This window comes from Streptomyces sp. NPDC052064 (genome assembly GCF_055585925.1).
The window spans coordinates 18,949-40,836 of record NZ_JBVJJE010000011.1 but is presented as its reverse complement, the minus strand read 5'-3'; the positions used below and the strand labels follow the sequence as shown (position 1 = coordinate 40,836).

The following is a 21,888-nucleotide window of genomic DNA, read 5'->3' as shown; positions in this document are numbered from 1 at the left end:
CGAAGACGGAGGCAAAGGAAACAGGCAAGGCGGCAAACGCAGCGGCAACGGCCACCCCGCCGACTGCGGGGGCCCGCCCGTCCTCCCCGTGGGGTGCATTCTCACGGCTGATGGACGGCAACAAGCGCTGGCAGGAGGGCGACCTCAAGCATCCCGACCGGGACCCCGAGCGGCGGGAATTCGTGGCTGCGGAGCAGGATCCTTTCGGAGTGATCCTTTCGTGCATCGATTCCCGGGTACCGCCGGAACTGCTCTTCGACACCGGACTCGGCGATCTGTTCGTGATGCGCACCGGCGGCCAGGTCGTCGACTCGGTGGTCACCGGTTCCGTCGAGTACGGGCCCATGACCTCCGGAACTCCCCTGATCGTCGTCCTCGGCCACCAGCGCTGTGGTGCCGTCAAGGCGTCGTACGAGGCCATGCGCGACGGAAAGAAGCTCCCCGGCAACCTCCAGTCGATCGCCGACGCGCTGCGCCCGGCGTACAAGGAGACCGTCAAGGAAAAGCATGACGACCCGGTGGATGCCATGACCCGAATCCACGTCAAGCAGACCTCGGCCGCCCTGCGGTCCAACAGGGATCTCGGCCCGCTCGTGAAGAAGGGGTCCCTGGCGGTGGTCAGCGCCTATTACTCGCTCGACTCCGGTCGGGTGGAAGTGCTCACCGGAGCGCCTTCCGCGTGACCTGATGTTCGTTCGACCGACTCCGCCGGGGCATTCGCACCACGTCGAAATTTCGGCGGAGTCGGTTGATCCGGATTTCTTCACCATCGCGCTCCCGGATATGCAATACGTTCACCAGTGAGACGTCGAGCCTGTCCGCTCGGAGACCCCGCTCACGCAGAGCCATCGTCGAGCGTTCCATGACCTCCGCCACCGAACCCAGCGCGGAGATCCCGACCACGAGATTCCGCTGTCGGAAGTACTCAGTGATCGGCGAGGTAACACGGTCGAACACCTCAGGCCGCTTGCGAACCGTTTCCTCGGTGTCGTCCTGTCACTGCTACAGGTCGCCGCCGCACACGTCGCACAGCCCGGGCTCATGCGGCGCGTTGTACATCATGTGACTCCTCCCTCTCATGCATGAGGGGGCTTTACGCCTGCGCCCGCCTGCCTGGTTCCGTACCGTGACGGATGTTCTCCCGGAACAGGTCTCCCCTGGAGATGTGCGGCAGTTGGCCGTGATCAGGCATGCGTGGCCCTGATCTCGTCGGTGAGCTGCGGTACGACGTCGAAGAGGTCACCGACGACGCCGCTTGCGGTCGCGGTGCGCGGACACGTGGACCCGGGTGGCGCACTGGCGTGAGCAGTATGCGCGACGGCCGTTGCGGGAGGTGTCGACGAAGACGGCGCGGCAGTCTGGTGCCGAGCACCTCCCCAGACGGCAAGGATCCGTCTCGGTGAGGACCAGGGCGAGTCCGGCCGCGGTGGCGGCCCGCACGCGCGTGACGACGTCGGCGTTCTCGTCGGCGTAGTGCAGGTGCGGCGGCTGGCCGTCGTGTGTGGACACGTACGGGCGGGCCGCCGCTTCGGTCAGCAGCCGGTTGACGGCACCGACCTGCTCCGGCTTGGTGGGGGCCGCGAACGCCTCCCACAGGCGCGGGCGCCAGGCCAGCAGCTGTTGCAGCTGCTGGGCGGTCAGATCGGGGCGTGCCACCCAGTGCTCGGCCAGCAGCGTCTCGACCGTGCGGGCATCGGACCCGTCGTCGAGGTTGGCCAGGGCCGCCGCCAGCAGGGCCGCATTGCCGCCGTAAGCGTTGAAATGCATTTACTCATTGCATCACGCTCGCGGCATGACTCCATGCCTCTTCCTCACCTTGTCGAAGCACTCGACCTCCCTGGGCTGGGTGCGCTACCAGCGTTGCGCGTGCGGCCGCCGCCGCGTGCTGCTGGCCGGGGACCTCCTCAAGGACGGGCCTGCGCCGCCACGCGAACCGTCACCTGAAGAGCCGGTGAGGGCGGTCGGGCGGGCAGCCGGGGGCGGTGAGCCGGCGTGCTAGGGCTCAGCTGGGCCCAGCTGGGCTCCTTCGTCGCGCTGTGCCTTGTCCTTGCCGCGACTCCGGGCGCCAATCTCACGGTCGTGCTCGGCTGCGCGCGACAGGGCGGTCAGCGTGCCGCGGTCGCCGCCACGGTCGGCTTGACGCTCGGCAAAGTCCTTTGGGCAGCGGGCTCCGTCCTCGGGCTCGCCACGCTGCTGGCGACCTCGCGCGCGGCATACGACGTACTCCGGCTCGCGGGCGCGGCGTACCTGATATGGCTGGGCGTGCAGGCCCTGCGCTCGGCCCGGCGCCGGCCGACGGTCCAGCGGCCCGACAGGCTCGTGCCCGAGCTGTCCGCACTCGGCGGGTTCCGCCGCGGTCTCATCGGCGACGTGCTCAACCCCAAGGTGGGGATCTTCTACACCACCGTGTTCCCCCAGTTCATCGGGCCGGACGATGCGGTCGTCCCGGCGGCCACTGCACTGCTCGCCGCGCACACCGCGGTACTCATGACGTGGTATCCGGGAATGAGTTATCTGCTGACCCGGGTGGGCCGCCGACTCGCGAGCCCCGGACTCTCGGCAGTGCTCGACAGGGTCATGGGCTCCGCACTCATCGGGCTCGGCATCCGACTGGCGATCGTTCCACTCTGAATCGATGGCGATCTGGGGACGCCGCTCGGCAACACAGGCCCGCGCCATCGGACAGATCACCGCCTCCACCCCGTGTGTCGACAGTTCCGCTATCGGTGTGACCAGTGCGCTCCGGACACATGGCCTCACCTGAACGCTGCCGAAGGCGGGGCGACGCAGGCGCCGGGCACCTCATGGGAGCTCGGCGCCTGGCCTGGATGCGGGGTCTTACCCACCGCGTGCGAAGGCGGTCAGGCGATCACAGCCCGATGTCGGCCAGCCACTGGCTCGTGGTCCGAGGGGTGACGTCCAGCAGCTTCTGGGCGGAGGTCTCCGGCGCGATCGAGCGGCCCGGCATGGCACTCATCGCCTGGTAGGCGCCAGCGACATCAGCGGCTGCGCCCTCCCCGATCAGGGGTGCGACCGAGGCACGCATCTCCTCGGGGGTGATCGGCTCGAAGACCACGTCCCGCCCGAGCCGGGCGCCGAACGCCTCGGCCAGGTCCGGCCCCGTGATCGCCGGGTACTGTCCGACGGAGACCACACCGGTGACGTCCGGGCGCTCGAACAGGGCGACGGCGGCGTCGGCGATGTCCAGGTGGGACGCCCAGGAGACGGGGAAGTCGGCCCGGATCGGGTAAGGCAGCACACCGCGCTCCCGGACCGAGTCGATGACGTAGGGCATGAGCAGGTTCTCCAGGTACAGCTCGGGCGCGATCACCGCGTGGGACACGCCGCTGTCGGCCAGGCCGGCCGCCAACGTCGCGGCGGCACCACCGATGGCGGGATCGATCGGGAAACCGCTGGTGGAGAACACCACGCGGGCCGGCCGGGCCGCGCGGACGGCGGTGAGGATGTTGCCCGCGAAGATCTGGCGGTCCTCTTCCGCGGTCACCGGCAGGTGGACGAACACTCCGTCGGCACCACGGTAGGCGTCGGTCAGGTCAGCGGCGGAGGAGTAGGCGGCGGCCACCACGCTCGCACCGTCCACGACGGCGTGGCGGTGTCGCCCGGTTCCTCACCCTCCTCAACGGCCCCTGGGCCACTCTGATCGTGCGCGAACTCCTGCAAGGCCCCCACCGCTTCACCGCACTGCGCGAGGCCCTGCCCGGCATCAGCCCTCACACCCTGACCAGCCGACTGCGCCAGTTCGAGACCCACGGCATCGTCACCCGCACCACCTACGCGGAGATCCCCCCACGCGTCGAATACCAGCTCACCCCTCTCGGCGAGGAGCTGCGCGACGTCCTCGAGGCCATGGCCACCGGGGCTCAGGCGGTCCCGACCCCGAGCCCGATGTCACGGTGTGACCCACGAGCCACAGGCCTCGCCACATGAAGGGGACTCGGCTTTGTGGGAACCGGCTCGCCGAGCACCGTCTGCCGCTCAGACTCGTTCGCCGTCGTGCGGAACGCCGATGAGCACGAAGGCCATCGTGGCCGGTCGGTCGCCATGGTTGCGCCAGGCGTGGCGGGTCCCGTTCTGGATCACGATGTCCCCTGCCGAGAGCCGGGTGCGGTGGCCGTCGTCGAGTTCGAGGACGATCTCGCCCTGCAGCACGATGCCGTAGTCGACAGTCGGCGTGGTGTGCATGCCGTCGGGCTCGATGAGTTCCGCGATGCCGGGCGAGTCGGCCCGCTGCTCCCGGTCGAAGGCAACAGGGTCGAAGGCCGGGTCGGCCATCGCGGTGTCCGGTGGGAAGGTCAGCACGATGAACCGTGTGCCGCCTGGGGCCGGGAGCAGGCTGGTCACCTTCGGCGTGGGGTCCTCCCCCGCCCGGCTGACCGGTTCGCCGGGGTCGGTGGCCCACGGCAGGCGGGACACCCAGCCCGGCAGGCTGCTGAATTCGCGGCTGCGCGGGACGGGGCCGTCACTGACGACGACCGACCTTCCGTCCTCGTCGTGGCCGGTGACGACTCTGCGCATGTGTCTCTCCTCGGTCGGGTCCGCCGGATGCGTCGAAACCGTCGGTCAATCGGGCCGGTCGGTGCCGGACTCGATCAGGGTCGTCAGCGCGGTGGTCCAGGCGTCCAGCACGTCCTCCACCGTCGGGGCCGGTGCCCGGAGCAGGGCGGATGCCACCGTGCGGACGAACAGCCGGTGCCGGTCCTCCGTCAGGTACTCCACCGGGGACTTGCCGTCCACGCGCGCGAGCAGCAGCGCGGGCAACAGGGAGGCGGCTCGTGCCTCGACGGCAGGCCGGGGCTCCCAGTCGACGCACCGGACGTATGCCTCGGCCAACGTGCGGGCGGACCGCAGGAGGCCGGTTCGGTGCCCGGCCAGCACCAGGCTCTTGAGGAGCAGATGGTTGACGCAGAAGGCGAGGTCGAAGGCCGGGTCTCCGTACCAGGCGCACTCGGCGTCCAGCAGCACGGGTCCCGACGGGCCGACGAGGATGTTCTTGGGGCTGACGTCACCGTGGACCAGGGCCAGGTGGGTGGCGGCCGTGCGCTCGGCGAGGCTGTGCAGGATGTCGCTCAGGGCCGGGTGGGCGGCCGCGGTGGCGAGCAGGTACGGCTCGATGCGCAGTGCGTGGAAGTTGTCGTCGGTGGCGAACTCGGCGGCCAGGGACGCGTCGCCCGCGCTCGCCGCGTGCAGCATGCCGAGTGCCTCTCCGACGGCCGCCGCGGTCGTCACGTCCACCTCGCCGTGGAGCAGTTGCGCCTTCCACATCGGGTACCGCTCAGGGGGCAGATACGCCATGGCGAAGAGGCCGGCTCCGGGGTCGTGGGCCAGGAGTTCCGGCACGGTCTTCGGTCGGTGCCGGGACGCGAACCGCATCCACGCCCACTCGTAGGCGTTGCGCGACACCGGTGCCTGCCAGTCGGCGGCCACTTTGAGCCGGGCCAGGGCCCGCTTGACGCAGAGGGAGCGTCCCGGCAGGTCCACCCGCCACAGGTCGGAGGAGACACCGCCGGCGAGCGGGGTCCAGCGTGCGCTCTCACCAGGGCGGGCGAGTTCATGGGCGGTCAGAAAGCCTGACAGCGCGGGGTCAGGACATGCCTGCACGGAGGCGGGACTCATCGCCGCTCACCCGCACCGGCGGTCAGGCCACGGGGGCTGTTGCAGGCGTGGGCCGGCGGCTCGCCCGCCAGGATCCGTACGACTTCTTCGGCTGCGCGGCGGCGCAGCTCCGTCACCGAGGCGTCGGAGGAGAAGGCGACGTGGGGGGTGATCAGCGCGCCCGGCTGGTCCAGCAGCGCTGCGGGCACGTGCGGTTCTGACTCCAGTACGTCGAACGCGGCTGAGTCGAGGTGCCCGCTGTCGAGCGCCTTGACGACCGCGTCGGTGTCCACCAGAGGGCCCCTGCTGACGTTGACCAGCAGGCCGCCCGGCTTCATGAGCGCCAGCTGCTCGGCGCCGATGATGTGGTGCGTGCCGCGGGTGAGCGGCACGTGGAGGATCACCACGTCACTGCGGCGCAGCAGTTCCTCCAGGCCCGCCAGCTCCACCCCGGGGGCGTCCTTCGGCGGGAAGGGATCGTGGGCCAGGATTCGGCAGCCGAACGCGCCGAGCTTGGCCGCGGTCGCCCGTCCGATGCGTCCGTAGCCGACGATGCCGCAGGTCAGCGTGGACAACCGGCGCAGCCGGGCGCTCGCGGGGTTCCATCGTCCGGCCCTGATCTCGCGGTCGAACACCGCCAGGCCCCGCGTCCAGGCGAGCACCATGCCGACGGCGTGGTCGGAGACCTCCTCGACGCAGTAGTCCGGAACGTTGGTGACCCACGCCCCCCGCTCGGTGGCGGCTTCCACTGCGATGTTGTCCAGGCCGACGCCGAGTCTGGCCACGACGCGCAGGTCGGGTGCGGCCCCGATCGCGGTGGCGGAGACGGGGGCCCAGCAGGTGAGGATTCCGGCGGGCCGGTGCTCGGCGACCAGTTCCTCGATCGCCTCGGCGGAGGCGGGTTCGGCGGCGCCGGTCACCAGGGTGTGGCCCGCCTTCTCGATGACCGATCGCTCGACGGAGTCGTCGGGCCAGGCGTAGTCGGTGAGCAGCACGGTGCCCAGGCGGCTCGGTGAAGTCATGGCAGGTCGTCCTCGCAGAAATCGTACGGCCGCGGCGGGCGGCGAGCGTCAGGCCCGGTCGCGCCCGGTGATCGGTGTGATCGCCACCCGCGAGTGGCCGGCAGCCTGTCCGACGGGACTGCCGGCCACCACGGGTGGAGCGGAGAGGGGATTAAGTCGCTGAACTCGGTTCGGCGCCGGCGCTCGCCGACTTGTGGTCGGTCCGGGCGTCGCGGTACGTCCCTGGAACGGGTCACGAGAAGCCGGGGCACGTCGCATCACTCTGTCATAGCCACGCGATGCTAACGATAGCACCAAGGGCTTGTGGGACGTCAAGGTTTCGGCATGTGCTCCTGGGACGACATCCCTCCGGCGGGCCTCTGCCACAGCCCGAATGCCGATACTCCTGGTGAAAGCGAACACCGGCGAAGAAATCCTCTCCTCACATCTTGACGCGCCGGGTGCTTGCCTTCATGGTTTCTGCCAGCGCCGACCGTGTGACCACCAAGTGTCCGCACGATGTCCGGCTGTCGAAGACGCCATAGCCACGGACGTCCCCGACGGGCGAAGTCGGGCTGAATTCCGCTGACGGTGTCCGACCGCGCGGCAGCCCACCGCCCCCGATCCGCCGGTTGTCGGCAGCATTTCGCCCTCACCGGCACGAGTCCGTGTTCCGCTCACCGCTTCTCGTCACCGCCCGTACGCGCCCCGTACCGGTGGTAGCTCCGCCGCGGCACGCCGCGGCCCATTCCCTCTCAGGAGCCGCTATGACTCACGCAGCGCAAGTCGACACCAGTGCAGTGCCCGTCGGCGACGCACAGGAAAGCAGCCGTCCCCCCATTTCCCGCGTCATGATCGGGGTCGGCTTCCTTCTGGTGGTCCTTTCCTACATGGTCAACGCGATGGACCGCCAGGTCTTTCCCCCGCTGCTGCCCGCCATCCGCGCGGAGTACGGGTTCTCCCTCGAGCAAGGCGGGCTGCTGGCGACGAACTTCACTCTCGGCATGGCCCTGGCGGGCCTGCCCGCCGGCTACCTGCTGGACCGCTTCCGCCGCAAGACCGTGCTGCTGGCCAGCATCGTGATCTACTCCCTGGGCACGATGGCCACCCCGCTGGCGACCGGATTCGCCGACATGACCCTGTACCGGGTCGTCTCCGGCTTCGGCGAGGGCATGCAGTCCGCCGCCATCTTCGCGGCGATCGGTGCCTTCTTCGCTCACCGCCGCGGCCTCGCCTTCGGCATCATCGGGGTGGGCTACTCCCTCGGCGTGTTCATCGCCCCGCTCATCGGCGTCCGCCTGATGAACGCGCACGGCACCTGGCACTCGCCCTTCTATCTCTTCGGCGCGGCCGGGCTGCTGATCGCCGCCGCCTCCCTGTTCCTCGTTAAGGCCGGTCTGACCGAGCACTCCGTGGAGAAGACCGTCTCGACCAGGACCTACGAGTACATGCCGACCTCCCCCTACAACCGCAACACCATCGCGCTGGTCGTCCACTCGATCGTCAGCGGTGTGGCCATCTACGGGTTCCTCGGCCTCTACCCGACGTACCTCATCACCTCGCTGCACTACACCCCCGAACAGGCCGCACTGGCCATGAGCCTCCTCGGCTTCGGGGGCATGACGGCCCTCTTCGGCGGCTGGATCGGTGACCGCGTCAACCAGCGCACCCTGCTGATCGTGAGCCTGCTGGCCGTCTCCGCCGTCAGCGTGTGCATCTACACGACGCAAGCCGGAGTCGGCCTGCAGTGCGTGTTCGCCTTCCTCATGGGCGCCTTCGGCCTCGGCTTCATCTACCCGAACACCAACAGCGCGATGCAGCGGGCCGTCCGTCCCGCGCAGATCGGACGCGCCTCCGGCCTCTTCGTCACCAGCTACTACGGAACAGCAGCTTTCTCAGGCCTGTTCTTCGCCGCCCTGGTGGACTCCTTCGGCTGGAGCCGGGCCGGGTTGCTGCAGGTCACGGCCCTGCCGTTGGTGGGCGTCGCCGCCCTGGCCTTCGTCCGCACCTCACTGTTCAACAACGCGGTCCGCTGACGGGCCGGCCCCCCTGCCACCGGAAAACCCGTGTCGCACCAGCCGATCGGCTGGTGCGACACGGGTTTTCCGGTGGCAGGGCGAGGTACCTGCGCCGACACGCCACAGGGCCTGTTCCACCACCGAACGGTGGAACAGGCCCTGGCGAGCGGTCACCTGGTGGGCATCCGCGGTTCAGCGGCTCTCGGCCACGACCGGGTTGCGCAGGACGCCGATGCCTTCGATCTCCACCTCGACCTCGTCTCCGGGACGGATCGGCCCGACACCGGACGGCGTTCCGGTCATGATCGCGTCTCCGGGCAGCAGCGTCAGGTAGCGGCTCAGATAGGCGACGAGGTCGGGCACGGCAAGCAGCAGGTCGGCCGTGCTCGCCGACTGCGCTACGGCGCCGTTCACCCGGGTCGTCAGCGACAGATCCGAGAGGTCGAGTCCGGTGGCGATGACCGGCCCGAGAGGAGCGAACGTGTCCTGCCCCTTCCCGATGAGCAGCGTCCCGAACGCGCTTTCCCTGCGCTGGACGATACGGTCGCTGACGTCATTGCCGCATGTGTAGCCGAGGATGTACTCATGGGCCTCGGAAGCCTTCACATGGCGGGCTTCCTTTCCGATGACGGCCACCAACTCACCTTCGAAATGAATGAGTTCACCGTCCGCCGGATAGACGATGGCATCGCCGGGCCCGACGACAGCGGTGCTCGGCTTCATGAAGCACACGGGAACTTCCGGGACGTCCCGATCGGTTTCGTCGACGTGTGCGGCGTAGTTGTAGGCGAACCCGAAGATCCGCGGCCTTTCGAGTGGCGGGAGAACGACCACGTCACCGACTTCGTCGACCTCCCCCGTGGGGGACATCCCGGTAAAGGGATCACCTTCGCATCTCACGATCCTGGTGTCCCCGTCTTCGAATTCCCCGTAGTGACGCACACCGTCGACGGCGTACCTGACGATCCTCACGGAAACCTCCGCAACTAGGCAGCCGCGGGCGGCTGCAAGGGCCCCTCCAGTAGTGCTAACGTTAGCATAAAGCAGTGATCAACTCCGATGCCCCCCGTCTTCCGACCGCTGGAGCGCGATGGGATTGCTATCGTTGGCACGCGGAAGGCAATGGCAGCGGACCAGTCGCCTGAGGGAGTCGCTTACGTGATCACGACCAGGGACATCGCCGAACGCCTCGGGGTTTCCGTCTCGACGGTCGGCCGGGCGCTCTCCGACGATCCCCGCATCAGCGAGGAGACCAAGTTCCGGGTCCGCCAGGCCGCGTCCGAGATGGGTTACGTGGGGAACCGTGCGGCGCGGATGATGCGGGGAGCGTCGAGCAACGTGGTCGCGTTGGTGATCCCGGACATCCGCAACAGCTTCTACTCGACCATCGCGCATCAGCTGTCGAAGAACATGCAGGCCGAGGGCTTCCAGCTGATGCTCTCGGAGACCGACGACGACCGGATGGTGGAGCTGCGCCACCTGCGGGAACTGTCCGCCAACCGTGTCGCGGGCGTCATCATCGTGCCCACCGCACGCCCGCACGGCGACTCCGTCAAGCTTCTGCGCACCCTGCCGCACCTGCAACTACTCCGCCGTCACCCCGCCCTCGGCTCCCAGTGGTTCGGCGTGGACGACCACGAGGCCCTGCGTCAGGCCACCGCCCACCTGGTGGAGCTGGGCCACACTCGCATCGCCTATATGGGCGGCCCCGAGGAACTGCCCACCGGCGCCGAGCGGCTGCGCGGATTCCGCAGCGCCCTGCGCGAAGGCGGCCTGCCGGACGACGCGGGGCGCACAGAGCTGTGGCCCCCCTCGTCCGTGGATCACGGCCGCCGGGCGACGCGCCGGCTGCTGGACGGCCCGGACGCGCCCACGGCACTCGTCCTGGGATCGACTCAGCTCACCCTGGGTGTGCTGGAGGAGTTGTCCGAACAGGGCGTGAAAGTGCCCGGGGAGCTGTCCGTGGTCGGGTTCGGGGACGAACCGGGTTTCTCCTGGTGGGGGCCTGGGCTCACCACGACCGGTCTGCCGATCCAGGAGATGGCCACCGGCTGCGCGCTGTGGCTGATGCGCCGCCTCAAGACCAAGCCGGACAACGACGGGCCGTACACGTCGGTCTCTTTCGGGTCGCTCGTCCTGCGCGGCAGCACGGCACCCCCTGGCGCGGCGACGACGACCTCCGGGCGCGGCTGAGGCACTGCCTCGCTCGGGCCCCCGATTCATGGAGTGGCTGCGCTGCCGGGCCCTCGGTTCGGGGGCGGGGCCCCACCCGGCTCGCCCGGTCCATGAACCGGACTCCCACCCGGCCCCTCGGTCCGCGGCAAGCGGGCACGCACGACGCGAAGGGCGCCCGGAGCGCGTCGCTCCGGGCGCCCTTCGCGTCACCGGTCACTTCGGTCAAGCCGGTTCACGTCAGTACGTCATCAGTACGTTCCGCCACGCAACCCGCGCATGACGCCGGCGGTACGGGCGAGTTCGTCGAGCACCTGCTCGGCGGCGGTCTCGTGTATCTTGCCGGGCCGGAAGACGCCGTCCGCGACGACTTCGTTGACGAACGGAATGCTCACGGTCGGGCCGATCGGCAGCATCCTGAGGTTCGCCACCACCTGCTTGGCCATCTGCACCGCCCGGGTGCCCGCCGATACCCCTCCATAGCTGACGAACGCGGCCGGCTTGTGCTGCCACTCCACGACGAGGTAGTCCCAAGCGTTTTTCAGCGGGGCCGGGAAGCCGCCGTTGTACTCCGGGGTGACGAAGACGAACGCGTCCGACGCGTCCACGATCCGGCTCCACTCCACCGTGTGGCTCTTGGTGTACTGCCGCAGCGCGGGCGGGTTCGGCTCGTCGTAGAAGGGCAGAGCCAGTTCGCGCAGGTCGACGAGGTGCGACTCGAACCCGTCGTATTCCGCGGCCCTGGCGGTGAACCAGTCAGCGACGGATCTGCCCACACGTCCGGGACGTGTGCTGGCGACAACTGTGGTGAGGGTCATCGGCGTTGCCGAGGGCTCGGATGCCATAGGGGGCTCTCTTTCGATGTCGGCAACGATCGGGGCCGGCGGACCCGCGCCCGCCTGTGCTGTCCGTCCGTCCAGGAGGAGTGCGGGTCCGCCGGAGCATCTGTTGCCGGGGGGCGACCAGATTGTGCGAACGATAGCATTCCCTCCAAGGCGCACCAACGCCGCAAGAACGATCAACGACCACACTGAGCCTGAGGCCGCCTGCCCCTTGACAGGACCGCCAGCTCTTCGCAGGATTGCGCTATCGTTAGCATTCATCGGTCGCGATGGTCGGGCAACCCCCGTGATCGCCCTGTGCCCGGATTCCATCGCCGGCCGCGCCGGGACCACGAAGAGAGCTGTACGTCCCTTCTCCCATGCCGACGTCGCGGTACCGGTCCGGGTGTCGCACCGTCGGGTCCGCCCTCTCCCCCGATCCGTCCCGCCACGGCAGGCACGGACGCCGGCACCGGCCCGCGCTCATCGCTCCTCACTCCTCGCTCCTCACTCCGAAAGGTCGCACTGTCATGACAGACACGCGGATCGCCAGGCTCCACGGTCGCAGGGTGTGGGACTCACGCGGCCGGCCGACCGTCGAGGTCGAGGTCCACCTCGCGGACGGCGCGATCGGGCGGGCCATCGCACCCGCGGGGGCCTCGACAGGGCAGGGCGAGGCGCTCGACCTGCGCGACGGCGGCGACCGCTTCGGCGGACTCGACGTCCGGCGCGCGGTGGCGTCGGTCAACCGCGAGATCGCGCCCGCTCTGCTGGACCTCGACGCGGCCGACCAGGAGGCCGTCGACCGCCTTCTGGTCGACTTGGACGGAACCCCCGACCGCGGCCGGCTCGGCGGCAACGCGATCGTGGCCACGTCCATGGCGGTCCTGCACGCCGGCGCCGCTTCGGCGGACGTACCGCTGTGGCAGCACCTGGCGGGCGGGCGGCCGGTCCGCATCCCGCTGCCGGAGATCCAGATCTTCGGCGGCGGCGCCCATGCTGACCGCCGCGTCGACGTCCAGGACTTCATGGTGGTCTGCCCCGCGGCGAGGAGCTTCTCCGAGGCACTGGACTGGACGGCGGAGATCTACCGGGCGGCCGGGAGCCTGATGCGCGCCGCCGGCAAGGCCCAGGGCGTCGCCGACGAGGGCGGCTTCTGGCCCGCCTTCGACTCCAACGAGGAAGCGTTGGAGACGCTGAGCCTCGCCATCGAGAGCGCGGGGTTCGCCCCCGCCACCCAGGTCGGCATCTCCCTGGACGTCGCGGCCGCGCAGTTCGGCAGTGCCGGCAAGTACACCCTGGCGCTGGACGACCGCACACTGGACACCGAGGCGCTGATCGACATGCTGGGCGGCTGGATCAGGCAGTACCCGATCCTGTCCGTCGAGGACCCGGTGGGTGAGGACGACCACGACGGAATGCTGGAGTTCACCCGGCGCCACGGCCGCCACTGCCAGGTGATCGGCGACGACTACCTCGTCACGAACGCCAAACGGGTGGAGGCCGCGGCCACCGGCGGAGCGGTGAACGCCGTCCTCATCAAGCCGAACCAGGCCGGCACGGTCACGGAGGCGTTCCAGGCCCTTCGGGCCGGAAAGGAGGCCGGCTTCGGCACGATCGTCTCGGCCCGTTCCGGGGAGACCGAGGACATCACCATCGCCCATCTGAGCGTCGGCTGGGACGCCGGCCAGCTGAAGGTGGGGTCCTTCACCCGCTCCGAGCGCATGGCGAAGTGGAACGAGGTTCTGCGCATCGAGGAGTCCCTCGGTGATTCCGCAGAATTCAGCGGCTGGTCCGCGTTCCCGTTCGCCGACCCCACGTCCTTTGCGTCCAGGCCCTGAATCGGCTTCGGAGCATTAAGGTCATTCGCATTCCAAAAGCCGATCCGAGCACGGAGACCAGCATGCTGCCACCCGTCAATCTGCGCCCGAGTTTCAACATCACCCGCTCCAGTCACGTCCGTCTCACGGTCGCCGATCTGGCCGAGAGCCGGAACTTCTACGTGAACGCGCTGGGCCTCGTCGTCAGCGACGAGGACGAACGCACCTGCTACCTCCGCGGCCTGGCCGAGGCGTGCCACCACAGCCTCGTGCTGGAGCTGGACGAGGAGGGGGCCGGATCGTGCAGGCGGGTCGGCTACCGGGTCTTCTTCGACGAGGATCTGGACCTCGCGTACGCCTGGTTCCGTGAGCGGGGGTTGCCCGCCGAGTGGGTCGACGCCCCCTACCAGGGCCGCACCCTGCACGTCAGCGACCCCATCGGCACCCCGCTCGAACTGTGCGCGCACATGGAGACCCGGCCTCGGCTGCACATCGACTTCGCGTCCTACAAGGGCGCCCACGCGCAGCGGCTGGACCACTACCAGATCTTCGCGCCCGACACCTACGAGCTGTGCGCGTTCTACAGCGAGCTCGGCTTCCGCAACTCGGAGTACCTGGAGCACGGCGACAAACTGCTGGGCGCCTTCATGTACCGCAAGGGCACCTGCCTGGACCTGGCGATCGTCGAGAACACCGGGCCCGCCCTGCACCACTTCGCCTACACCGTCTCCGAGAGCCGCGACATCTTCACCGCCTGCGACTGGGCGGGCATCCTCGGCTACGGCGACGGGGTGGAGCGCGGCCCCGGCCGGCACGGGCCGGGCGGAATGCTCTTCGCCTACCTCCGCGACCCCGACGGGCACCGGGTGGAGGTCTTCAACAGCCACTACCAGACGATCGACACCGAGATCGAGCCCGTCCGCTGGGACGCGGCGTCCCTCAGCACCAACGCCCGCTGGGGCCTGCCGGCCCTGGAGAAGTGGTACTTCGAGGCGTCGCCCTTCGTCGGCGCGCCGCTGATCCCGCCGGCCGAGCTGCCGAAGCCGATGTCACTCGAACGTTTCCTGCTGGAGCAGTCCGCCCCCTGACCCGGCCCGGCCTTTTCACCCCTATGTCACCCGAGGAGACACCATGGCACGAGTGCCCTACCTGAACCGCGAGGACGCGGACCATGCACAGAAACCCCTGTACGACCGGCTGGAAGCCGAACGCAAGGTACCGACGGCGAACATCTTCCTCGCCCTGGCCAACGCGCCGGCCCAGCTGGACGCCTTCCTGACCTATGCCAACTCGCTGCGAGCCGCCGATCTCAGCCCCCGCTTGCGAGAGCTGGCGATCCTGACCGTCGGATACGCGACCCGGTCCGCGTACGAGGTCGCGCACCACCAGTCGCACGGGCTCAAGGCCGGGCTCACCGAGGAACAGCTCGCGGCGGTGCCCGACTTCGAGTCTTCGGGCCTGTTCGACGACACGGAGAAGGCGGTGATGCGCCTCGCCAAGGAGTCCACGCTCCAGGTCGACGTCTCCGAGCAGACCTGGCGTGCCGCCGCCGACCTGCTCACGGACCGGCAGATGGTCGAACTGTCCTTGTCCATCGCCTGGTACAACTCCGGCGTCCGCATCATGGGGCTGCTGGACATCGACCTAGAGGAAAATTACCCGAATCCCTTCCCGAAAGCGTAGAACTCGGCGCCGCAAAGGCCCCTCAAAACGTGAGAAGTGACTGCCGAGCCGCCGGTCCGCCGCCTCGGTCGCAGAAAAGTTTCCTCCGCCCCCCGACCGTCGGGACGGAGTATTTCCAAGGAGTATTTCGATGGCGAAAATGCTCGCTGCACGACTGCACGCGCTCGGTGAGCCGATGTCGATCGACAGCATCGACGTGCCCACCCCGCGGGCGACCGACGTGCTGGTGCGGGTCAAGGCGTGCGGGATCGTGCCGAACATGGCCAACGTGATCAACAACTGGCCCACCTGGTTCCCGCACCAGCCGCTGCCCAAGTTCCCCGCGATCTTCGGTCTGGACGCCGCGGGTGTGGTCGAGGCGGTCGGCGAGGCGGTGCTGCATACCAAGCCAGGAGACCGGGTGTACGTCAACCCGCTGCGCGGATGCGGCAGTTGCCAGGTGTGCCGGGGCGGTGAACTGAGCCGCTGCCGCTACTTCACGCTGAACGGCTACTTCAGCACCTCCCGCGACGGCCAGCGGATCTTCGACCTGTATCCGTACGGCGGTTTCTCGCAGTACATGACCGCACCCCAGTCCTCGATCGTCAACCTCCCCGACAACATGACGTTCGAGCAGGCCGGCAAGCTCGGCTACATCGGCACGTCCTACGGCGCCCTCAGGAACGCCGCCGCCGGCCCCGGCCAGGTCGCCCTCATCGACGGGATCACCGGCACCCTCGGTGTCGCGTCGACCCTGCTCGCGCTCGCCTCCGGCGCCTCCCGGGTCCTCGGGACCGGCCGCAACGAGGAACTCCTCAAGCGGGTCCGGGAATTGGACCCGGAGCGGATCGAGGTCATGCGGCTCGGCGACGGCTCCACCGGTGAGTGGGCCAAGTCCCGCACCGGCGGCGAGGGCGCGGACTACGTGATCAGCGCGCTGGGCGCCAAGGCTCCGGTGGAGACGATGCTCGACTCCATGCAGGGCGTCCGCCGCGGTGGCAGGGTCGTCAACGTCGGCGGCGTCGCCGACCGGCTGCCCGTGGACGTGAAGTGGCTCATGGACGAACAAGTGCAGCTGATCGGCTCCAACTGGTTCTCCACCGCGCAGGGGCAGGAACTCGCCGACATGGTGGCCACCGGCGCCCTGGACCTGTCGTACCTGCAGACCAAGCCCTTCCCGCTGGCCAGGGTCAACGAGGCGATCTCGGGACTCGAGGACCGCGACGGCGGATTCAGCAACTACGTCGTCATCCCCTGAACCGCCGGCCATGCTGCCGACGGCCCCCACCCCATACTCACCCCGCGGCGATCCTGTTCTGCCCTGACGAGCGCCGCGGGGTGTGCTCACCACAGGCCGTACGCCCAGCCCGTTCCCTCCTCGGAGCGGGCCCAGCGGGATGGAGGAGCCGATGGAACTGCGCTGGCTGGAATCGTTCGTCATCGTCGCGGAGGAACTGCACTTCGCCCGGGCGGCCGACCGTCTGCACCTGGCCCCCTCGGCTCTCAGCGCCCAGGTCAGGGCACTGGAGTCACACCTCGGTGTGCGGCTCATCGACCGCGGACGGCGTACCCGCCCCGCGCTCACCAGTGCCGGGCTGCTGTTCCTCGAAGAGGCGCGGCTGACCCTCGCCCAGGCCGCTCGGGCCGAGGCCATAGGCCGGCGCGCCGGTCGCGGAGAACTGGGTCACGCCCAGATCGCCTACGTCGCCTCGGCCGCGTTCTCCGGCGTGCTCACCGACGTCCTCACCCGCTGCGCCGCTCCCGGCACCGAACTGACCGTCCAGGTCCGCGAGCTGGAGACACCCGCCCAACTGGAGGCGCTGGTCTGCGGGGACGTCGACGTCGGATTCCTGCGCTTCAGGCCGGAGTACCCGCCCGAGGTCACGGCCACCCGCCTGCTCACCGAGGACGTCGTCCTGGCCCTGCCGGCCGGCGCCCCGCTGGCGGCCTACGAGGCGGTACCGGCGGCACAGTTGCGCGACGAGTGCTTCGTCGCCCCGCACTTCGACGAGGAGTACGGCTGCCGCGACCAGATCCTCGAGGTGGCGGAGCGAGGGGGCTTCAGCCCGCGGTGTGCTCCCCCGGTACGGGACTTCATAGCCGCTCTGACCATGGTCGGCGGAGGTCTCGCGGTCGCCCTGGTCCCCGATTCGCTGCGCCGCGTCCAGATTCCGGGCGTGGCCTACCGTCCGCTGGCCGACGTGGCGCTGACGACCAGTCTGGTCGGCGCCTTCCGCAGGGGCGAGACCTCACCCGCGGTGCGCGGTGTGATCCGCCGTCTGCGGGAGGCGGCTGCCACCCCTGTCACCGCCGGCTGATACCGCCGCTTCCGGCGGGCGTCCGGCCACCTGCCGACGCCCGGCCGGCGCCTGGGCACCTCTGGGGCCCGCCCCTGGCCGGCGGAAACGCCGCGCCGACCGGGAGGGCGGGTCCGCGGTCTGTCCAGGGGGCCTCAGCAGTTCCATCATCTCTCTCCCGGAGGGCGTCCGCCTCGATGCCCGCGCCCTCCTCCCCGTCCTCGCGCCCCGGCCGCAGTGCCCGTCCCGGTCGTGATCGGGGCGGCTCCTCTCGACGCTCCGGACCGACACCGGACCGGCGCATGTTTGTGCGCGGAAAACGCATCATCAGAGCAGGTCAGAGGGGTTATCCCCGGCCTAGTCTCGACACCGCAGCACAGACCGTCACGGCGTCGGCCAACCGCCGCCGGACGCGGGAACAGGCGGAGGAGCACATGACATCGATCAAGCACGTGGGCGTCGTCGGCGCCGGGCAGATGGGCCGGGGCATCACCGAGGTCTGCGCCCGGGCCGGGCTGCACGTCACCTTGTGCGACGTCACCGAGGACAGGGCCCGCGCCGGGCTGACGGGCGTCGCCGACTCACTGCTCAAGGCGGAGAAGCACGGCGCCATCGGCCCCGAAGACCGCGCCCACGCCCTCGCCGGAATCTCGGTCACCGCCGACCTCTCCCTGCTGTCCGGCGCTGACCTGGTGATCGAAGCCGCCGTCGAGGACGAGCGGGCCAAGACAGAGCTGTTCCAGCAGTTGGACAAGGTGGTCACCAACGCGTCCGCCGTGCTGGCCAGCAACACGTCCTCGATCCCCATCGCCCGGCTCGCGGCCGTGACCGGACGTCCTCAGGCGGTGGTGGGCCTGCACTTCTTCAACCCGGTCCCCGCCATGCCGCTGGTCGAGGTGATCCCCTCGATGCACACCTCCAAGGCCACGGAACAGCGCGTACGCGCCTTCGCCGCCGAGACCCTGGGCAAGAAGACGATCGTCACTCAGGACCGCGCAGGATTCGTGGTCAACTCCTTGCTGATTCCCTACCTGTTGGCAGCGGTGCGCATGGTCGGTTCCGGCACCGCGACGGCCGAGGACATCGACACGGCCATGACCGCCGGCTGCGCCCACCCCATGGGCCCGCTGCGCCTCGCCGACCTCATCGGCCTGGACACGGTGGCGGCGATAGGCGAGGCCCTGTACGAGGAGTACCGCGAACCGCTGTACGCGCCGCCCCCGTTGCTGCGCCGCATGGTCGAGTCGGGCCTGCTGGGCCGCAAGTCGGGACAGGGGTTCTTCAACTACCAGGCGGCCTGAGGGAACTACGAGGTGGCCTGAGGGCACCGGCCGCCCCAAAACGACGGCGTTCTCGCACTACGGCCGTTGACGCCGTCGTCCAGCCGCCCGCGCAGCCCGGGGGCTCATGCCGTAGGCCGCCTTGAAGGCGTGGCTGAAGTGGGCCGGGTCGGAAAAGCCCCAGCGTCCGCCGATGGCGCCGACCGGAAGGTGGTCCATGGCCGGATCGGCGAGGTCGCGGCGGCACCGTTCCAGACGCTGTTCCCGGATCCAGCCCGAGACGGTGTGTCCCTGTGCGGCCAGCAACTTGTACAGGTAGCGGCGGGAGATGCGGTGGGCGGCCGCGATGCCTTCGGGGCTCAGCCCGGGATCGGCGAGCCGCTCCTCCATGTAGGCGAGGAGGCGCTGGGTGAGCACGCCCGGGCCGTCCTCCTCGGTGCTCCAGTCCGCGCCCGCCTGCTCCGCGAGCAGGGCTCCGATCAGGCCGACCACGTGGTCGGCGAGCCGGGGCGTGCCACAGGACTCCAGGTGTGCCATCTGCCGCGCCAGCCCGTACAGGAGAGGCTGTACGACTTGGCCGAGCCCGTCGTGGCATGGCACCGGTGTCGCCGTCACCCGCGCCAGATCACGTTCCGTGATGCGCAGCATGGCGCGGGGGAACATCAGGACGAGGCCGGTGTGGGACTGCCGCAGGTCGTACGTGAAGGGCGAGCGGGTGTCGTAGACCACCAGTTCGCCCGGACTCACCTGGGCCTGACGATCTTTCTGGGTGAGCACTCCCTGCCCGCTGAGCTGCAGCGTGAGCTGGAGGAGGTCGGGCGCGTCGGAGGCGATGTGCCGTCGGGTGCGCGCGACGCCGTGCGGTTCGGCCGTGATGACCGACATCTGTACCTGGCCCACCTGCGCGGCGTGCAGCGAAGCGCGGAAGTCGGAGCACTCACGCGGCAGGACCGCCATGGGCACGAGACTCCGGCTGACGGCGTCCCGCCAGGATTCCAGTCTCTCGCCGGCCGTGGCATCGCTCGGCGTCGTCATCCGGGGCATTCTGCTCTCCTCCCGGCCCATCCGGCCCCCGGGGTGCGGAAGCGGACCGGCCCGGCCCTCCTCCTGGCCGGAGTGTAGGACACTCCGGGCGATGTCCGACCCGCTCTGCGACCGACCACGTTTGCGGGACGTTCCTCCGCCGTGGCCGCCCAGGAGCTGTTCTCAGCCAAGCAAAAACCTGTGCCCCCGCATACAAGCGGGGCCTGTGCTCCGCCCCACATCATTCGGGCAGTGAACGGGACGCGTCGGCGGCTCTTGGACCGCCCTCCACCTCCCGCAGGAGCGGCCGTGCCGACATCCCGACCGCCCCACGCGGCCCGGAAGGTGCTTCGCCACAACGTTTCGCAACCAGCGACACCCGGGATTCCCCCTTCAGCCACCGGCGGTCGTCTCCGACCGCAGGCACTCACAAGGACACATCATGACGACATTCCTCCAGCCGCCCGCACCCTCCGACCGGGCAACCGACGACAGCGTGCTCGGCCGTGTCCGCGCGCACCTGCCCGAGATCGCGGCGCGGTCGGCCGAGGCCGAGGCGGCTCGGTCGGTCCCCGCGGAGATCATCACGGCCCTGCGTCGCGTCGGCGTGTTCCGCATGAGCCTGCCCACGGCATGGGGCGGCTCGCAGCTCGACCTGGTGGAGAGCGCACGAGTGATCCGCGAGATCTCACGGGCCGACGGGTCGACCGGCTGGACCGTTCAGGCCGCCTCGATGGCCTGGTTCTTCGTGCGGTCGCTGCCTCGGGAGACGCTTGAGAGAGAGGTCTTCGGCGACGGCGCCGACCTGATGCTCCGTGGGGCGATCGCCCCGAAGGGGACGGCGACGCCGGTGGCGGGCGGCTACCGGATCAGTGGCCGCTGGCCGCTGGCCAGCGGCTCGTTCACACCCGACTGGATGCTCGCGGGCTTCGTGGTCGAGGGCGCGCCCCCGCTGCCCGACGGGCGCCCCGACATGCGCGTCGCGCTGATCCGCCCCGAGCACGTGACCTTCCTCGACACGTGGGACGCGGTAGGCCTGCGTGCCACGCAGAGCACCGACTTCACCATGGACGACGTCTTCGTGCCGGAGCGCTTCACGGGCCCTCTGTCGGGCGGCAACAACATCCCCGCTCCCTTCTACAACCTGCCGTACACGGCCACGGGCGCCTCGCACGACGCCGTCATCGTCGGCTGCCTGGAGGGTGCGCTGGGCGACTTGGCCGAACTGGCCGCCACCAAGCGGCCGGCGTTCAACCCGAGGGTGGTCATCGGGGAGGATCCGGTGTTCCAGGAGAGGTTCGCGGAGCTGTACCTGCGTACGACGGCGCTCAACGCCCTGCTGGAGCGGACCGGCCGTACGGTCATGGACCGGGCCCTGGCGGGAGAGGAGCCCGCCCCGGCCGAGTGGTTCGGCTACACCGGCAGCCATCAGCACATCCATCACGAGGGCATCCGGATACTCAACGAGATCATGACGCTGTCGGGCAGCTCCGGGCTCTACAGCTCCAACCCCCTGCAGCGTCGCTGGCGCGATGTCCGCTGTGTCTCCCAGCATGTGGCCGGGAACAACGGCTCGATGCGTCGCCTGGGCGCGGTCCTGTCGGGTCAGGAGGTCACCGGATGAGCCCGCTCGTCGCGACACCGATGGATCCCGCCGTGCTGCGCCAGGCGTTCGGCTGTTTCCCGTCCGGGGTGACAGCCCTGTGCGCGCTCGACTCCGGTACGCCGGTGGGCATGGCCGCGAGTACGTTCACCCCGGTCTCCCTCGACCCCCCTCTGGTGTCGGTCTGTGTCCAGGACACCTCGTCGACCTGGCCGAAGCTGCGCCGGCAGAGCCGTCTGGGCCTGAGCGTGCTGGCCGAGGGACAGGACCTGGTCTGCCGCTCACTGGCCGGAAAGGGCGGGGACCGGTTCGCGGAGGTCGACTGGGAGGCCGGCGAGGGCGGAAGCGTGTACATCCGCCATGCCAACCTCTGGTTGGACTGCTCGCTTCACGCGGAGTTCCCCGGAGGGGACCACACCATCGTCGTGCTGGAGATCCACGGCCTGAAGGCCGAACCCGACCGTGCGCCGCTGGTCTTCCACGGCAGCCGCTTCCGGCGCCTGGCCGCATGACGACCGGTTGACGGGCCCGCGGAAGCTCCCCGGCCTGCTCCGTGCACGCAACCCAGGACGAGGAGC

The 21,888-nt window shown here is 69.6% G+C and carries 21 protein-coding genes and 1 pseudogene; 14 read left to right on the top strand and 8 right to left on the bottom strand.

The window, feature by feature from the left end; genetic code table 11:
• Positions 1 to 110 precede the first annotated feature (110 nt).
• Positions 111 to 683 (top strand): carbonic anhydrase, encoded by a 573-nt coding sequence (locus ACZ6TU_RS27895; RefSeq protein ID WP_381042886.1) that lies wholly within the window; start codon positions 111 to 113, stop codon positions 681 to 683.
• Between the two features lie 556 nt (positions 684 to 1,239).
• Here ACZ6TU_RS27895 and ACZ6TU_RS27890 read toward each other — a convergent pair.
• Positions 1,240 to 1,767, bottom strand: coding sequence for a CGNR zinc finger domain-containing protein (locus tag ACZ6TU_RS27890; protein WP_467677278.1), 528 nt, complete (start codon positions 1,765 to 1,767; stop codon positions 1,240 to 1,242).
• 25 nt (positions 1,768 to 1,792) lie between these two features.
• On the opposite strand from ACZ6TU_RS27890, the gene ACZ6TU_RS27885 reads away from it, so the two are divergent.
• The gene (locus tag ACZ6TU_RS27885) at positions 1,793 to 1,999 is read left to right on the top strand and encodes a hypothetical protein (protein ID WP_469551848.1); all 207 of its coding nucleotides are present in this window, start codon (positions 1,793 to 1,795) and stop codon (positions 1,997 to 1,999) included.
• Positions 1,993 to 2,631 (top strand): LysE family translocator, encoded by a 639-nt coding sequence (locus tag ACZ6TU_RS27880; RefSeq protein WP_469551846.1) that lies wholly within the window; start codon positions 1,993 to 1,995, stop codon positions 2,629 to 2,631. Before ACZ6TU_RS27885 ends, ACZ6TU_RS27880 begins: the two co-directional genes overlap by 7 nt.
• Before the next feature lie 238 nt (positions 2,632 to 2,869).
• Here the strand turns inward: ACZ6TU_RS27880 and ACZ6TU_RS27875 are convergent, their stop codons facing one another.
• On the bottom strand, positions 2,870 to 3,586 hold the full coding sequence (locus tag ACZ6TU_RS27875) for a Rossmann-fold NAD(P)-binding domain-containing protein (protein WP_467677274.1): 717 nt from the start codon (positions 3,584 to 3,586) through the stop codon (positions 2,870 to 2,872).
• 62 nt (positions 3,587 to 3,648) lie between these two features.
• Here ACZ6TU_RS27875 and ACZ6TU_RS27870 point away from each other — a divergent pair.
• A pseudogene (locus ACZ6TU_RS27870) lies at positions 3,649 to 3,948 on the top strand (winged helix-turn-helix transcriptional regulator); the annotation flags it as partial.
• A 48-nt stretch (positions 3,949 to 3,996) separates the two neighbouring features.
• Here the strand turns inward: ACZ6TU_RS27870 and ACZ6TU_RS27865 are convergent.
• Genes ACZ6TU_RS27865 through ACZ6TU_RS27855 form a run of 3 tightly spaced genes read right to left on the bottom strand, consistent with a single transcriptional unit; the run spans position 3,997 to position 6,635 of the window.
• Positions 3,997 to 4,536: a cupin domain-containing protein gene (locus tag ACZ6TU_RS27865; RefSeq protein WP_467677272.1), complete on the bottom strand. Its 540-nt coding sequence runs from the start codon at positions 4,534 to 4,536 to the stop codon at positions 3,997 to 3,999.
• A 45-nt stretch (positions 4,537 to 4,581) separates the two neighbouring features.
• Positions 4,582 to 5,634 (bottom strand): phosphotransferase family protein, encoded by a 1,053-nt coding sequence (locus ACZ6TU_RS27860; protein ID WP_467677270.1) that lies wholly within the window; start codon positions 5,632 to 5,634, stop codon positions 4,582 to 4,584.
• Entirely contained in the window at positions 5,631 to 6,635 is a 1,005-nt protein-coding gene (locus tag ACZ6TU_RS27855; RefSeq protein ID WP_467677268.1) for a C-terminal binding protein, read from the bottom strand. The genes ACZ6TU_RS27860 and ACZ6TU_RS27855 overlap by 4 nt, the downstream gene beginning before the upstream one ends.
• 746 nt (positions 6,636 to 7,381) lie before the next feature.
• Here ACZ6TU_RS27855 and ACZ6TU_RS27850 point away from each other — a divergent pair.
• On the top strand, positions 7,382 to 8,650 hold the full coding sequence (locus ACZ6TU_RS27850) for an MFS transporter (RefSeq protein WP_467677266.1): 1,269 nt from the start codon (positions 7,382 to 7,384) through the stop codon (positions 8,648 to 8,650).
• Between the two features lie 174 nt (positions 8,651 to 8,824).
• Here ACZ6TU_RS27850 and ACZ6TU_RS27845 read toward each other — a convergent pair whose 3' ends face one another.
• On the bottom strand, positions 8,825 to 9,604 hold the full coding sequence (locus ACZ6TU_RS27845) for a fumarylacetoacetate hydrolase family protein (RefSeq protein ID WP_467677264.1): 780 nt from the start codon (positions 9,602 to 9,604) through the stop codon (positions 8,825 to 8,827).
• Positions 9,605 to 9,790: 186 nt separating this feature from the next.
• On the opposite strand from ACZ6TU_RS27845, the gene ACZ6TU_RS27840 reads away from it, so the two are divergent.
• Positions 9,791 to 10,825 (top strand): LacI family DNA-binding transcriptional regulator, encoded by a 1,035-nt coding sequence (locus tag ACZ6TU_RS27840; protein WP_467677262.1) that lies wholly within the window; start codon positions 9,791 to 9,793, stop codon positions 10,823 to 10,825.
• Positions 10,826 to 11,055: 230 nt separating this feature from the next.
• On the opposite strand, the gene ACZ6TU_RS27835 is transcribed toward ACZ6TU_RS27840, so the two are convergent.
• Positions 11,056 to 11,649 carry an NADPH-dependent FMN reductase gene (locus tag ACZ6TU_RS27835; RefSeq protein ID WP_467677260.1) on the bottom strand — a complete coding sequence of 198 codons (594 nt, stop codon included), beginning with the start codon at positions 11,647 to 11,649 and terminating at the stop codon, positions 11,056 to 11,058.
• A gap of 506 nt (positions 11,650 to 12,155) precedes the next feature.
• Here ACZ6TU_RS27835 and eno point away from each other — a divergent pair.
• From eno to ACZ6TU_RS27805, 6 genes are all read left to right on the top strand, one after another.
• Positions 12,156 to 13,466 (top strand): phosphopyruvate hydratase, encoded by a 1,311-nt coding sequence (gene eno / locus ACZ6TU_RS27830; RefSeq protein ID WP_467677258.1) that lies wholly within the window; start codon positions 12,156 to 12,158, stop codon positions 13,464 to 13,466.
• A 62-nt stretch (positions 13,467 to 13,528) separates the two neighbouring features.
• On the top strand, positions 13,529 to 14,533 hold the full coding sequence (locus ACZ6TU_RS27825; protein WP_467677256.1) for a VOC family protein: 1,005 nt from the start codon (positions 13,529 to 13,531) through the stop codon (positions 14,531 to 14,533).
• Between the two features lie 43 nt (positions 14,534 to 14,576).
• Complete coding sequence (locus ACZ6TU_RS27820; protein ID WP_467677254.1) at positions 14,577 to 15,128, top strand: carboxymuconolactone decarboxylase family protein; 552 nt, start codon at positions 14,577 to 14,579, stop codon at positions 15,126 to 15,128.
• A 130-nt stretch (positions 15,129 to 15,258) separates the two neighbouring features.
• The gene (locus ACZ6TU_RS27815) at positions 15,259 to 16,365 is read left to right on the top strand and encodes an alcohol dehydrogenase catalytic domain-containing protein (protein ID WP_467677252.1); all 1,107 of its coding nucleotides are present in this window, start codon (positions 15,259 to 15,261) and stop codon (positions 16,363 to 16,365) included.
• Between the two features lie 151 nt (positions 16,366 to 16,516).
• A complete protein-coding gene (locus ACZ6TU_RS27810) occupies positions 16,517 to 17,425 on the top strand; it encodes a LysR substrate-binding domain-containing protein (protein WP_467677250.1) in 909 nt (302 codons plus the stop codon).
• A 413-nt stretch (positions 17,426 to 17,838) separates the two neighbouring features.
• Positions 17,839 to 18,705 (top strand): 3-hydroxybutyryl-CoA dehydrogenase, encoded by an 867-nt coding sequence (locus tag ACZ6TU_RS27805; RefSeq protein ID WP_469551843.1) that lies wholly within the window; start codon positions 17,839 to 17,841, stop codon positions 18,703 to 18,705.
• A gap of 57 nt (positions 18,706 to 18,762) precedes the next feature.
• On the opposite strand, the gene ACZ6TU_RS27800 is transcribed toward ACZ6TU_RS27805, so the two are convergent.
• Positions 18,763 to 19,719, bottom strand: a complete 957-nt coding sequence (locus ACZ6TU_RS27800) for an AraC-like ligand-binding domain-containing protein (RefSeq protein WP_467677246.1) — start codon at positions 19,717 to 19,719, stop codon at positions 18,763 to 18,765.
• Positions 19,720 to 20,149: 430 nt separating this feature from the next.
• On the opposite strand from ACZ6TU_RS27800, the gene ACZ6TU_RS27795 reads away from it, so the two are divergent.
• A complete protein-coding gene (locus ACZ6TU_RS27795) occupies positions 20,150 to 21,331 on the top strand; it encodes an acyl-CoA dehydrogenase family protein (RefSeq protein WP_469551842.1) in 1,182 nt (393 codons plus the stop codon).
• A complete protein-coding gene (locus ACZ6TU_RS27790; RefSeq protein WP_467677242.1) occupies positions 21,328 to 21,822 on the top strand; it encodes a flavin reductase family protein in 495 nt (164 codons plus the stop codon). The genes ACZ6TU_RS27795 and ACZ6TU_RS27790 overlap by 4 nt, the downstream gene beginning before the upstream one ends.
• Positions 21,823 to 21,888: the final 66 nt, after the last annotated feature.